Origin of the sequence: Microvirga calopogonii (assembly GCF_003347665.1) — a bacterium.
Lineage (GTDB): Bacteria > Pseudomonadota > Alphaproteobacteria > Rhizobiales > Beijerinckiaceae > Microvirga > Microvirga calopogonii.
This window is the reverse complement of record NZ_QDGA01000004.1, coordinates 193,736-207,210: the sequence shown is the minus strand read 5'-3', so window position 1 is coordinate 207,210 and position 13,475 is coordinate 193,736. Positions and strand designations below refer to the sequence as shown.

13 protein-coding genes are annotated in these 13,475 nt (G+C 59.8%); 3 read left to right on the top strand and 10 right to left on the bottom strand.

Annotation, left to right across the window (positions count from 1 at the left end; translation table 11 throughout):
* Window positions 1–80 precede the first annotated feature (80 nt).
* A complete protein-coding gene (locus tag DDF70_RS06690) occupies window positions 81–803 on the top strand; it encodes a GntR family transcriptional regulator (protein ID WP_114944085.1) in 723 nt (240 codons plus the stop codon).
* Between the two features lie 48 nt (window positions 804–851).
* Here the strand turns inward: DDF70_RS06690 and DDF70_RS06685 are convergent, their stop codons facing one another.
* The 5 genes from DDF70_RS06685 to DDF70_RS06665 all read right to left on the bottom strand — a co-directional run bounded on the left by DDF70_RS06685 (window position 852) and on the right by DDF70_RS06665 (window position 3,930).
* On the bottom strand, window positions 852–1,580 hold the full coding sequence (locus tag DDF70_RS06685) for a LuxR C-terminal-related transcriptional regulator (protein WP_114944084.1): 729 nt from the start codon (window positions 1,578–1,580) through the stop codon (window positions 852–854).
* Window positions 1,581–1,642: 62 nt separating this feature from the next.
* On the bottom strand, window positions 1,643–1,993 hold the full coding sequence (locus DDF70_RS06680) for a DUF1236 domain-containing protein (RefSeq protein ID WP_162820240.1): 351 nt from the start codon (window positions 1,991–1,993) through the stop codon (window positions 1,643–1,645).
* A 106-nt stretch (window positions 1,994–2,099) separates the two neighbouring features.
* Window positions 2,100–2,822 carry an anti-sigma factor gene (locus DDF70_RS06675; protein WP_162820239.1) on the bottom strand — a complete coding sequence of 241 codons (723 nt, stop codon included), beginning with the start codon at window positions 2,820–2,822 and terminating at the stop codon, window positions 2,100–2,102.
* A 66-nt stretch (window positions 2,823–2,888) separates the two neighbouring features.
* A complete protein-coding gene (locus DDF70_RS06670; RefSeq protein ID WP_114944081.1) occupies window positions 2,889–3,380 on the bottom strand; it encodes an RNA polymerase sigma factor in 492 nt (163 codons plus the stop codon).
* A 145-nt stretch (window positions 3,381–3,525) separates the two neighbouring features.
* Window positions 3,526–3,930, bottom strand: a complete 405-nt coding sequence (locus tag DDF70_RS06665; protein ID WP_114944080.1) for a DUF1236 domain-containing protein — start codon at window positions 3,928–3,930, stop codon at window positions 3,526–3,528.
* 1,282 nt (window positions 3,931–5,212) lie between these two features.
* Here DDF70_RS06665 and DDF70_RS06660 point away from each other — a divergent pair.
* Window positions 5,213–6,262, top strand: a complete 1,050-nt coding sequence (locus DDF70_RS06660) for a S8 family serine peptidase (RefSeq protein ID WP_205772402.1) — start codon at window positions 5,213–5,215, stop codon at window positions 6,260–6,262.
* Window positions 6,263–6,363: 101 nt separating this feature from the next.
* Window positions 6,364–7,401, top strand: coding sequence for an NAD(P)-dependent alcohol dehydrogenase (locus DDF70_RS06655; RefSeq protein WP_114944078.1), 1,038 nt, complete (start codon window positions 6,364–6,366; stop codon window positions 7,399–7,401).
* A 112-nt stretch (window positions 7,402–7,513) separates the two neighbouring features.
* On the opposite strand, the gene DDF70_RS06650 is transcribed toward DDF70_RS06655, so the two are convergent.
* Genes DDF70_RS06650 through DDF70_RS06630 form a run of 5 tightly spaced genes read right to left on the bottom strand, consistent with a single transcriptional unit; the run spans window position 7,514 to window position 13,473 of the window.
* The gene (locus tag DDF70_RS06650; RefSeq protein ID WP_114944077.1) at window positions 7,514–8,995 is read right to left on the bottom strand and encodes a mannitol dehydrogenase family protein; all 1,482 of its coding nucleotides are present in this window, start codon (window positions 8,993–8,995) and stop codon (window positions 7,514–7,516) included.
* Complete coding sequence (locus DDF70_RS06645) at window positions 8,992–10,674, bottom strand: GMC family oxidoreductase (RefSeq protein WP_114944076.1); 1,683 nt, start codon at window positions 10,672–10,674, stop codon at window positions 8,992–8,994. The genes DDF70_RS06650 and DDF70_RS06645 overlap by 4 nt, the downstream gene beginning before the upstream one ends.
* A gap of 20 nt (window positions 10,675–10,694) precedes the next feature.
* Window positions 10,695–11,828: an ABC transporter ATP-binding protein gene (locus tag DDF70_RS06640; RefSeq protein ID WP_114944075.1), complete on the bottom strand. Its 1,134-nt coding sequence runs from the start codon at window positions 11,826–11,828 to the stop codon at window positions 10,695–10,697.
* Window positions 11,829–11,841: 13 nt separating this feature from the next.
* Window positions 11,842–12,663, bottom strand: a complete 822-nt coding sequence (locus DDF70_RS06635) for a carbohydrate ABC transporter permease (protein WP_114944074.1) — start codon at window positions 12,661–12,663, stop codon at window positions 11,842–11,844.
* Window positions 12,664–12,672: 9 nt separating this feature from the next.
* Complete coding sequence (locus DDF70_RS06630; RefSeq protein WP_245435394.1) at window positions 12,673–13,473, bottom strand: carbohydrate ABC transporter permease; 801 nt, start codon at window positions 13,471–13,473, stop codon at window positions 12,673–12,675.
* Window positions 13,474–13,475 lie beyond the last annotated feature (2 nt).

Here is a 13,475-nt window from a genome sequence, read left to right as displayed (position 1 = left end):
ACAGCTCATACACTAATGCATTAGTGCATTCGGTACAAGTGTGCTATAGAGAGGCCAGACGAAAGTTCAGGTTCACGCGGATGACGCACTCTCGCACAGCTCTCACTCACCCGATTTCAGGCGGGATTTCCGATCGCCTTGACCGCGGACGCCAGGCAGCGCCTCAGGTCTTCGAGCGCCTCAGAGAGATGATCATATCGCTCGTGCTCGCCCCGGGAACCGTCCTGAACCGGCTTACCCTGCAGCAGGAGTTCGGTCTCAGCTCGACCCCTATCCGCGACGCGCTCCTGAGGCTTCAGGAGGATGGCCTGGTCGATATTTTTCCGCAACACGCAACCGTCGTAAGCCCGATCGATCTCACGCTGGCCCATCAGGCGCATTTTTTGCGGCGCTCTCTGGAGCTTGAAATCGTCCGAAGCCTGGCTCTTAGTCCGGATCCTCGCCTGATCGCCAGACTTCAGGGTTTTCTCGCGCAGCAGCAGGCGCTGATGGAAGCAGAAGACTTCGAGGCCTTTTCCGCAGCCGACCAGGCATTCCACCAGCATCTTTACGAAGCCGCCCGCATGAGCGACCTGTGGATCCTCGTGCGTAGCCGCAGCGGGCATATCGATCGCCTGCGTCGCCTTCATCTTCCCACTCCCGGCAAGGCACAGGACATCGTTCAGCACCACAGGCTGGTTGTGCGGGCGATTGCGGAAGGAAAAGCGGACGAGGCTCAAGAGCACCTCCGGCATCACCTTTCCGGAACTCTGGCGCATGTGGAGGAGATCAGGGCAAAGTATCCCGGCTATGTGAGAGGCTGAAGGCAAGGAGTCGGCAGAGCAGAATCTGAAGAGCACGATCCTGCCAGGCTACAATGACCTTCCGTCTGTCGCGGTATGTCTGGTGGCCCATAGGGCTGCCTGCGTGCGATTGCAGACGCCGACCTTCTTCAAGATGGTTTTGACGTGAACCTTCACCGTTGCCTCGGACAGGCTCAGTTTGCGGGCAATGACCTTATTGGGCGCGCCATCCCTCAGGAAGGCCAAGATCTCGGCCTCCCGGCTTGATAGTGCCGGACCATCGACCTTCTTATGATGAGGGCCGTTCGCAGGTTCATGACGGGTATCGTGAGCATTCATCCCGCCACGCGGCAGGACGATGGCTGCAGGAAGGACGGCTTCTCCCAGCATTACCAACTCGATCGATTTGATGAACACATCTCGTCCATAGGACGAGAGACAGAATCCATGAACTCCTGCATCCCAAACCGTAGGCACGGTGTGCGGGTCGAAGGCGTCCGCCAGCAGGACGATCCTTGCCGTGGGGGCATGAGCTTTCAACCGCCTCACAAGGTCGATGGCCCCGCTGGTGAAGCTGTCTGCATCAATGATGAAAAGCGCAGGAAGATCGTGGTGAACCGCAGGCAGGCGAGAAAAGCCATCGACAATCTCGTGCCACACTGCAAAGCCCGTATCTGAGAGGATACTCTCCAGACCTAGGCGAAGGACATGATTTCTGCAGACTGGGAACACGATAGCAAAAGACGGGTCTCCGCTATCGGATACGAATTCTGTTCCGTTCACGTTATCCGATGGCATGGCTCGGCCATCCTTTCGTTGAGCTGACAGTTATCTATATTGGTTCTGCAGGCCCTTCGATCTCACTGTATGACGTAGACAACCTTACGCGATGTCGCGTCGACGATAATCCGGTGACCATCGACTACGCCATAACGATAAGTTTCATGCTTCGGAATCGGATGAAGCTCGACTGAATCGGAAAGGCTTTCTCCAACGGATATTTGCTTTTCCACTTGGACTCCCGCGGAACTATCCTGATTGACAGCCAGCCTTGCGGACACTTCCGCAGCAACATTACGAACGACACCTGGGATGAAATCCGCTTCGAATAGCGATGCCGCTACCGGATCCGTCGCGTTCGGCGCCGCCGTGGGAGCCGTGACGGCTCCAACGGAGAAAACAGCTAGCGCCAGATGATACGCGGCTCTCATCCTCACACTCTCTAAAAGGGCGGACTTGAGCATAGAACGGAGCGGCGCGCGGGTTTATTCCACCTATTCGGGAAAAACTTTCAGAGGCACGGACCTGATCTTGTGCTCAGCGATTCGCCTCGGCGAGAGCACGGGCTTCCGCTTCACCGACTAGGGGCGCGCCTGCATTGATGCTCTGCAAGTAAGTCGTCATCAGGTCATCACCTCCGCTTGGCGAATACTCAGGAGCCTTACTGGTGCTTGCCACAGCGAAGGTTGCATTCCATTGATTGTTGCGGCAAGCAACGGCTTCCGCTTCCTCGCCGGGGGACTTCAGCCGGAACTCACGGCACAAGCCCCCCTCTGCGAGGCGATAGGTCGAGATCACCCGTAGATGGCCGAATGGCAGTTCTACGTCTTGCCCCGACGCATTCCCGCTCAATGCGCGGTGGACACCCGGGCTTCCGAGTTGCGCCACGAGCCCGCCTGTCCTCGCCGTGTCCTGGGAACCGGCGAAGTACCCCAGGGCGAACGCAACGGCTGCAACCGATGCTGCCAGGGCCATTTGCGCATACAATGGCTTTCGCTTGAACCAACCGACTTCCGACCGTGCGACCTCAGAGCTTATGTTTGCCGTGCTGGACGTTTCATAAGCTTCGATCTGAGCCGATACGGCCGCCCGCAATTGTGGCGGCACATCGGGCATCGAAGCGGCCGAGAAGGCAGATCGAGTCAGGCGGCGACTCTGCTGGAAATCCATGACCCGCTTTGCCACGGCAGGATCCTCGGCCATCGCCCTGGCAATCGCGGCCGCGGTGGGCTCATCGAGTTCGCCATCGGCGAACGCCATAAGGATCTCGTCGCTGAGATGTAGCTGAGACATTCTATTGGCTCCCCTTTTGCATGTCCTCAGCGCCTAGGCAGCCGCTGTCAATTCCATCAACCGCTTGCGCGCCCGCGCAAGACGGCTCATGACAGTCCCGATGGGCACCCCGAGAACATCAGCGGCCTCCCGGTAACTGAGTTCCTCGGCGCACACGAGGAGCAGGACCTCGCGCTGCTCTTGAGGCAGGTTATCGATGGCACGCTGCACCTCGGACAGAACCAGCCTGCTCAGAACAGGCCCTTCGCCCTGATCTCCGATGAGCTGCGTTTGCTGCGATAAATCTTCCGGCATGCCTTCGGTTCTCATCCGTCTCAGGTGATCAATCCAGTGATTGCGGAGAATCCGGAACATCCATGCGTCGAACTTGGTCCCTGGGGTCCAGCTTTCCGCATTGGCGAGCGCACGTTCGCAAGCTCCTTGGACGAGATCGTCCGCAAGAGATTGCGAGTGACAAAGCACGAGCGCAAAGCGCCTCAGGCGCGGCAGAAGCGCCACCAGTTCCTGTCCTATGGCTGCCGGCATTCCTGCTCCGCATGACCTCTTTGCCTCATAACGGAGAACCTAGTCGCTTTATTCCAATCTCAAGTGGGGAATATTTGCAGCACTCAGATACAAAAATGGGCGGCCCAGCGGCCGCCCATCGTTGAGTCCGGAGGACTGATGCGCTTTAGCGGATGACCTGCACGATCTTATGGGTGCTCGGCTCGACCAGCACGGGGGTGTTGTTCACCACCGTGTACTTGTAGCCCTTCACCTTGTACTGGGCCGGAACCTCGTAATAGGTCACTCCGGACTCGGGCAGAACCGCACCCACACGCACTTCTTCCTTGTAGGTGTAGGACGGGACGGACTGAGTCGTGACGTACTGGCGGAATTCCGGCTGCTGCTGGTCGGCGATACCGCCCACGATAGCGCCTGTCACACCACCAACGGCCGCGCCGACCGGACCGCCGACGATTGCGCCGCCCACCGCACCAGTCGCAGCACCGGCCGCAGCGCCACCCTGAGCGAAGGCGGCGGCAGGCGCAAGAGCGGCGAGAACGGTAGCAGCGAGAAGGAACTTCTTCGACATGATCTTACTCCTGATTGAACGTTCGGGATTCGCACCCGGCAACCGACAACGCGTCATCCACCAAGTAGTTTCACAACAAACCTCAGCTTACTGAGACCATCCTTGGTCTATGCTAAGGAGCGAATATGAGAAGCGCACCTTGCATACTTCGAACACACCTTGCTGTTATTCATCTTATGTTCATCAAAGGCCGCAATTTGACATCATTTCAAGTTTATACTCCTCGGGAGCTTCATGAGAATTCCCTCTGGCTTGAAAGCCATGGACCCGGTATTGTTTATGAAACCAACACGGTGCCTTGGCCGTTATTGCGTGTTGGATCCGCTACCCCAAATCCGTCCCTGAAGGTTGCGACGGATACTCCGCGGCGAAGGTGAGCGTTTCGATGAAATCAAGACAGCGCCATCTCCTCATTGCTGCATCGTGCCTCGCTCTCATGTGCCCGCCGAAGCTCCAGATCGAGCTCACCACGGCCAGCTCTCTCTCCTTAGGAAGCACGCCCGCCATTGCCAAGGATGGCAACAATGGGGGTGGGAATGGGAACGGCGGCGGGAACGGAAACGCAAATGGCGGAGGCAATGGAAACGGCAACTCGGGCGGGAAGGGTAACTCCGGGGACAACGGCAATTCAGGCAGGAGCGAAGGTCCAGGTAACGCCGGAAACAATGGTAACGGTCAGGGGAATGGCAGCGGGGGTGGAGCAAGCAATGGAAATGGCCGCGGCGGCGGGAACGGAAATGCCGGACAAAGCGGTTCGGGCCCTTCCAGCAATGCATCCGGTCAGGGAGCGGCCTCAAGTTCCGGGAACTCATCGGGCCAGGGGGATTCCTCCAACCGCGGCAATTCAGCCGGGCAAGGGAAAGGGGCCGACAATGGAAAAGCGTTGGGCCGGACTTCCGGCGCGAGCCAATCGCCCCCTGCCGCAACCGGCGGGTTGTCGGCTCTCTTTGGAGCGATCGCGGAAGGCCTCCGGCCGCTGACCCCACAGGCTCCTCCCGTGGAAAAATCGAAAGCCCGTAAAACCGCCGCCAATGCCAAAACCGCATCGAACAGCGAGCGATCGAAGGCATCGCCTTCGCGTACGGGTCAGAAGAACAAGGAGCAGGCGGCTCCCACAAACAAGAACGCCCCGACATCAAACAGGCTGCAGGCTGCCAATCCGCAGCTGCCCGCAGCAATGGTCGAACGAACTCTCCCCAAGCCCGTTCGCGCCGAACGCTCGGTTGTCGCAATTGGCCTGAGTTCAGCCAGTCTGGCCCAATTGAGCGCACAAGGCTTCAGGATGGAAAAACAGACGACCGGAAGGCTCGCGAGCGTCGTTCAGCTCATCCCACCGCGTGGAGTTTCCCTCGACGAGGCACAGCGGAGGATCCACGTTGTCGATGCGAGCGCTACGGTGGATTTCGATCATTACTATTACACCGACGAGGGACCGGCGGACTGTACGGGGCCAAACTGCGAAGCAGTTTCGCTCGTGGGCTGGAACACATCCGCTTCGCAGCGATGCGGCCCTACCCCGACAATCGGGCTGATCGATACAAGAATCAATCGCGATCATGAATCGCTGAAAGGACAATCGATCGAGATCCTTTCAGGCCTCGAACTTCGCGGCAGTCCGTCTCACCAGGATCACGGCACGGCAATAGCCGCCATCCTTGTCGGCAGAAGCGGCAGCAGCAACCCCGGACTTCTTCCCGACGGGCGCCTGTTGGCTGTGGAGGCATTCTATCGGGACGGTGGTACAGCGGATCGGACCGACGTGGTCACGCTCGTCGGGGCTCTGGAAGCTCTGGCCGAACGCAACGTGCGCGTCGTCAACATGAGCCTTTCTGGTCCAACCAACGAAGTTCTGAAGCGAGCGATTGCTTCTGCCCAAGAGAAAGGCATGATCATCATTGCCGCGGCAGGCAACAACGGCGCAGGTGCGGAGCCATCCTATCCGGCCGCCTATCCGGGCGTGATTGCCGTTACTGCCGTGGACAAGAAGCTTGCCGTCTATTCCCGGGCAACGCAGGGCGAATACATCGATATCGCCGCTCCCGGAGTGGATTTATGGGTTGCCTCATCGGGCGGCAGCACCGTCAAGAGCGGCACATCCTACGCGGTCCCGTTCGTGACGGCCGCGGCAGCGATCCTCACTGCATCGAGCGCTTCATTAGACGCGACGGATCTTCAGGCAACCCTGGAGAGCAACACCCTCGATCTCGGCGCGCCGGGCCGCGACAAGACCTACGGGTATGGATTGCTGCAGGCCGCAAATCTCTGCGCACCTCGCCCGAAGGAGACGCCGGTCGCACACTCGGCGACGGGACAGAGTGTCGACCTGCCTTAACTGGCTTTGCGCACTCGTTTGCTCTCTTCAGCTCTGCCAGCCGGTGCTATGCAGCGCCGACAGGATCAGGCAGGATATCCTCCCGTAGAGGAGAGTGAGTCATGGAAGCTCTGGTACTGGAGCGCAAGGATGAGCTCAGTTTGCGCGATATTTCCGTCGCGGAAACTTTGGGCCCTCGGGATCTCAGAATCGCTCTCCGAACGGTCGGCGTCTGTGGCAGCGATGTCCACTATTATACCCATGGAGCCATCGGGCCGTTCGTGGTCAAGGAGCCTATGATCCTCGGGCACGAGGCCGCCGGTCAGGTTGTCGAGGTTGGTTCGGCCGTGTGGGAATTCAAGGCGGGAGACCGCGTCTGCATGGAGCCCGGAATTCCCGATCCGGCAAGCCGCGCGACGCGCCTGGGCAAGTACAATCTCGATCCGTCCGTGCGGTTCTGGGCAACACCGCCCGTACATGGCGTGTTGCGGCCAACGGTCGTCCATCCGGCGGATTTCACGTTCAAACTTCCGGATCACATTTCCTATGCAGAAGGCGCCATGGTCGAGCCTCTGGCGGTGGGAGTCCACGCCGCCACCAAGGTGCAGGTGCAGCCGGGCGATCTGGCTGTCGTCATCGGCGCAGGCCCGATTGGGATGGTCACGATTCTGGCGGCTTTAGCCGCCGGTTGTTCGCGTGTCATCGTGAGTGACATTCACGAGCCTAAACTCGCCCTGGCGCGTTCGCTGGGTCCCGTGATCCCAGTCAATGTTAGGAATCAGAATCTTCTCGACGTCGTCAAACGCGAGAGCGACGATTGGGGCGCGGACGTCATTTTCGAATGCTCGGGCTATCCGCCTGCCATGGCCCAGATCTTCGACCTCGTCTGCCCTGGCGGGAAAGTGGCCCTGGTCGGCATCCCCCTCGAGCCCTTTCCTTTCGACGTCAGCAAGGCTCAGGTGAAGGAGGCGCGGGTCGAAAGCATCTTCCGCTACGCCCACGTGTACCCGCGGGCGATCGCCATGATCGCTTCGGGCAAGATCGACGTGAAACCCCTGATCACCGACCGCTTCGCATTCAAGGACAGCATCGAAGCCTTCGACTTCGCCAAGGCGATGCCGCCCGCCTCCGTAAAGGTGCAGATCGATATGCCTATGTGAAGGCTTAGCGCGTCGCGCGGAAAAGTGGCCCCGGCTTTCCGCCAAAGCGATGCGCCAATGAATAGATGAGCATCGGACCCAAAAGTGAAAATCCACTTTTGGGTCCGATGCTCTAGATGTTTCCGCTCAGGTAGCGTTGCAAAGTGGCGCGGGTTCCGTCGCGCCAGAGGCTGCTCAACGAGGTCTCGAAGCGAGACCGAAACTGCGGTGCGTCGGCGATATCACCGAAGATGTCCCGGAGGTCGAGGAAGGACGCCGGATTATCCTTCGCGGCCAAGGCGGCAGGCGTCAGGCGGCTCGCATTGGGATCATCGAGCCTGAAGGCCTCGCCTGTATCGGTCGTTCCTGCGCAATAGCGGCACCATAGGGCGGATTCGAGCGCAAGACCCGTTACATCAGCTCCTGCCTTCAGGCGATCCCGCGTCGATGGAAGAATGAACTTGGGCTGGCGGTTCGACCCATCCTGAGCGAGCCGGGGGATCGTGTCTCCCACATCAGGATTAGCGAAGCGACGGGCGATCAACTGGTAATACTCGCGAAGATCGACGCCGGGCACGGGCGGTACGCAGGGAATGATCTCTTCGACCTCCAGCTTGTCCAGAAATCCTCGCACCAGCGGATCCGCCATAGCATCATGGACAAAATGAATGCCCAATAATCCTGCCGGATACGCGATGGTGGCGTGTCCTCCGTTGAGGATTCGAAGCTTCATCAACTCGAAGGCTGCCACATGCGGCGTGAAGGTGACGCCGACGTCCTCCAGGGCTGGACGACCTGTCGGGAATTTGTCTTCCAGAACCCATTGGCGGAAGGGCTCGCAGAAAACGGGCCAATTGTCCTTTATACCGAAGCGCTCGGCCAAGATGGTGCGCTCGCGGTCGGTTGTCGCCGGCGTGATGCGGTCGACCATGCTGTTGGGAAAGGCCACCTGCTCGCGCACATACGCCGCCAGGGCAGGATCCACGAGATCCGCAAGGCCGGCTACCGCATCTCTCGCGACCTGTCCATTATGTGGAATATTATCGCACGACATCACGGTAAAGGGCGCCTTGCCCGCGTCGTGACGGCGCTTCAAAGCCGCCAGGAGGACACCGAACACACCCTTGGGGGCATTCATGTGAGCGGCATCGTAAACGATATCGGGATGGTCCGGATTGAACGATCCTGTTGCCGGATCGATGCAATAGCCGCCCTCCGTGACGGTCAAGGACACGATTCGCAGTGCCGGATCGTCAAGGGCAGTGACGATGGCAGTCCCATCCTCGTTGACGGGCACGAAGTCCACCATGGCGCCCGTCACACGCGCGATATTCGCGCCTGGCTCGAGTTCCACCACCGTGGTGAGCCAATCCTGCGGCTCCAGCGCCTGTCGCATCGCTCTGTCGCCGATACGGATGCCGGCACCAATGAGAGCCCAATCGAGATCTTTGCCGGCATTGAAGAGGTCGTCCAAGTACACGGCCTGATGGGCGCGGTGAAAATTTCCGACGCCGACATGCAGGATACCGGCCTTCAGCTCCCCGCGACCGTAGCGAGGTTTGGCAACACCGGACGGCAGATTCGCAAGGTTGGCGAGATTCAAGCTCTGGCTCATGACGGATAGACCTGATCGGATATAGGAGACACGTGGTTCGACGAAGCATATTCCGTTTCACGATTCATGCGAGCATGTCCGATGATGACGTCGACCGCCTTGTCGGCAATGGCCAGCACTGACGCGTTCGTGTTGCCGCTGGGAATGGTTGGCATGATGGAGGCGTCGACGATCCTCAAACCCTCGATGCCTCGGACGGCAAGCTCTGGCGTCACAACGGCATGAGGATCGCTCTCTCTACCCATGCGGCACGTTCCGACCGGATGGTAGTTGGTTTTCACCGTCTTACGACAGTGAGCGGCAATAGCCTCATCCGAAGCGACCTCTTTTCCCGGAAAGATCTCCCGCTCGACCATGCCACGAACCGGCTCTGTCGCGAGTACCTCGCGGGCATATCGCAAGGCCCCGATAGTCAAGCGAAGATCGTCTGGATCTCCAAAGAATTGCGGATCCACCAATGGAAGCGCAGCCGGGTCGGAAGACGCGAGCCGCACGGAGCCCCGCGCCTTCGGGCGTAGCAGGCAGGGGTTCAGCGTGACTCCGTGAGTGGGTTCGACACCCGAGACATCGCGGTCAAGGTAGACGGTTGGGACACAATAGAGCTGGATCGTCGGCCGCTCTCTCCCGTCGGGGTCGATAAAAGCGCACGCCTCGACGCCAGTGGTGGTAACGGCACCCGATCTGAAAAGCATGTACTGCAATCCATTGCTCAACATCGCAAGGCCACGGTCCTGGCCGAAATAGCCGAACGCCCCGGAGGTCGTGGCAACGACGGGAACTTCATGATGATCCTGCAGGTTCTGACCGACACCGGGCAAGTCGGCACAAGTCCTTATACCATGCCGCGACAGCTCATCAGGCGGGCCGATGCCGGAGAGCATCAAAAGCTTCGGCGTCATGTACGTCCCGGCCGCGAGGATCACTTCCGCGTCGGCGAAGACGGTTTCAGGCCCTGTCGGCCCGAGAAGATCCACCCCGGTTGCGCGGCTCTTCTCAATGCGGATCCCCGTGGCAAGCGTCTCCGTGATAACGGTCAGCTTCGGATGAGAGATGACGGGCTGGAGAAACGCGTCGACTGCACTGCACCGGCGACGTGTGGCCCAGTCAATCGTGTGCTGCATGAAACCGACACCGCTTTGTCGAGCTCCGTTAAAGTCGGCATTGTAGGGGATGCCCAACTCCTGCATTGCCTGCACGAAGGCGCGGCTCATCGCGGAGTGCTGTCCCAGGTGCGACACCTTCAAGGGGCCGCGGACGCCATGATAGGGCGCGCCCAGGTGATCGTTGCCCTCCTGCCGGATGAAATGAGGCAGAAGATCCTTGTAGCTCCACCCGGCGCCACCCAGAGCTTCGTCCCAATCATCGTAATCCTGAGCCTGCCCGCGGATATAGACCATAGCGTTGACAGTGCTTCCACCGCCCAGAACTTTGGCCTGCGGCACGATGGGTGCGCGGCCCCCGAGCTGCTGCTGCGGAAGAACGTGGTGCATGGTGAGATAGGTATCCCGGGCGAGGAACTTCATGTATCCCGCCGGCATCGCGAGGATCGGGCTCACCCTTCGGGGGCCCGCTTCAACGAGCAGCACGCGGGCATCATGCTCGGCGACGAGCCGGCCTGCCACGACGCATCCTGAACTGCCTCCGCCGACAACGATATAGTCGAAGCGCTTCGAGGCCATGGCTTGCCTCTGAGTTAGAGTCAGCTTGCCTTACGGGTCGGCAGCCGACGCAGATTGGCAAGCGGATGCCGCTGCACGCGCTCGATTGCAATGCCGTCACCGTCGAAGAGATGGCATGTCGCCGGGTCGAGCTTGATGGCGATGCGCTCGTGCACGTTTGTTGGGATCTCTCCATCCGCCTGGACAATCAGCATCGTGCCGTCGTTGAGCTGGGTATAGAGGAATGTTTCACCACCAAGACGCTCGACGACCATCACCTCGCCGGTGATCTCTCCCTCCCCAGCCAGTCGCATGTGCTCAGGCCGAACGCCGAGCGTCACCGCCTCTCCGACTTTCTGGCCACCGGGACGCACAGGAACGGCGAGGTTAGCGCCGCCCGCGAGCTGGATGCTGGTGGCCACATCCGTTACCGCCGTGACTGTCGCAGGAAGAAAATTCATCTTCGGGCTGCCGATGAACCCCGCCACGAAAAGATTCCGTGGATGATGATAAAGCTCCAGTGGCGTTCCGGCCTGCTCGACGATGCCTCCCTGCAGCACCACGATCTTATCCGCCATCGTCATGGCCTCGACCTGATCGTGGGTGACATAGATCATGGTTGCGGCCAATTCATCGTGCAGGCGAGCCAGCTCGATACGCATCTGAACGCGCAAAGCCGCATCGAGATTGGACAACGGTTCGTCGAAGAGAAAGACCTTTGGCTTACGCACGATGGCGCGGCCGATGGCCACGCGCTGCCGCTGGCCGCCGGACAGTTCCTTCGGCTTGCGGTCGAGGAGCTTATCCAAGTGCAGGATGCGTGCTGCTTCCGCCACCTTGGCACGCCTCTCCTCTTTAGGAACACCTGCGAGGCGAAGTGAGAAGCCCATATTGTCCGCAACAGACATATGCGGATAGAGGGCGTAGGACTGGAACACCATGGCGAGGCCGCGCTCCGATGGCGGCACGTCGTTGACGCGCTGGCCATCGATGAGTAGATCGCCCTCCGTAATCTCCTCAAGACCCGCGATCATTCTGAGGAGAGTCGACTTCCCGCATCCGGAAGGCCCGACAAAGACGCAAAATTCCCGGTCGTCGATGGAGAGATCAACGCCCTTGATAACCTGCACGGCCCCGTAACTCTTCTCAATGCCTTTGAGGACGACTGTCGACATGTTGAACTTCCCGTTACTTGACAGCACCGAAGGTCAGGCCACGCACGAGCTGGCGCTGGCTCATCCAGCCGAAAACCAGGATGGGTGCGATGGCGATCGTCGAAGCGGCGGATAGCTTGGCCCAGAACAACCCTTCAGGCGCGGAGAACGAGGCGATGAACGTGGTCAGCGGCGCTGCCTCGGACGTCGTGAGGTTCAGGCTCCAGAAAGCCTCATTCCAGCACAGGATGATGGAGAGGAGCGCCGTCGATGCGATGCCGGGCAGCGAGAGGGGCAGAAGGAGCATCCAGACCTCCTGCTTCGGTTTGGCTCCGTCCATGCGCCCGGCCTCGAGGATGTCCTTCGGCACCTCCTTGAAGAAGGTGTAGAGCATCCACACCACGATCGGCAGGTTCATAAGCGTATAGACTGCGGTGAGGCCCCAGCGGGTATCGATGGCGCCGATATCGCGGAAGAGGAGATAGATCGGGATCAGGACGCCTACGGCGGGCATCATCTTGGTCGACAGCATCCAAAGCAGCAGGTCTTTCGTCCGTTTTCCCGGGAAGAATGCCATGGCATAGGCGGCAGGAACCGCAATCAGCGTCGCCAGAAGCGTGGCCCCGACGGAGATGACGATGCTGTTGATGGCGAAGTGGATGTAGTCGGCCCGCTCGCGCACAGTCACATAGTTTTCGAGCGTCGGGCTGAAGAAGAGCTTCGGCGGCGTTGCAATCGCCTCCACCTCGGGCTTGAAGCTCGTCAGGATCATCCAGAAGATCGGGAAGAAGATCAGCCCGGCGGCGAACCACCCGACCACGGTGAGGATGAGCTTCTCGCGGGTTTTCGGGTGCATGGCTCAACCTCAATCGGCGATGTTCTTGGCAATCGAGCGGACGAGGAAGATCGCCACGATGTTGGCGAGAATCACGGCGATCACGCCGGCGGCCGAGGCACCACCCACATCATATTCGCGCAGGGCGCGCAGATAGATCAGGAAGGCCAGGTTGGTCGAGGCGAGGCCGGGGCCGCCGGAGGTCGTGACGTAGATCTCGGCGAACACAGAGAGCAGGAAAATCGTCTCGATCATGATGACGACGCTGATGGCCCGACCGAGATGGGGCAGGATGATGAAAAAGAACATCGAGAAGGGGCCCGCGCCGTCCATGCGTGCAGCTTCCTTCTGCTCGCTGTCGAGCGACTGAATTGCCGTGAGCAGGATCAGCAGGGCGAAGGGCAGCCACTGCCACGCGACGATGATAATGACGGAGGTCAGGGGAAAGCTTCCGAAGAAGTCGATGGCCGGCAAGCCGAGCGAGCGGGCAAAGAAGGCGAAGAGCCCGTTGACCGGATGCATCAGCATGTTCTTCCAGATCAGGGCGCTTACGGTCGGCATGACGAAGAATGGAGCGATTGCGAGCAGGCGTGCGATGCTCCGGCCGTAGAAATCCTGATCGAACAGGACGGCGAGAAGCGTTCCCAACCCGACCGTGATCACCAGCACCCAGAAGACCAGGAACAGCGTGTTGATCATCGCCGTCCAGAGGGACGGATCGGTCAGAAGAAACGTGTAATTCTCGAATCCCGCAAACCCGCCAACCGAAGGATCCAGCAGGTTGTAGTACTGGAACGAGAACCACAGCGTCATCACCAGCGGCACGATCATCC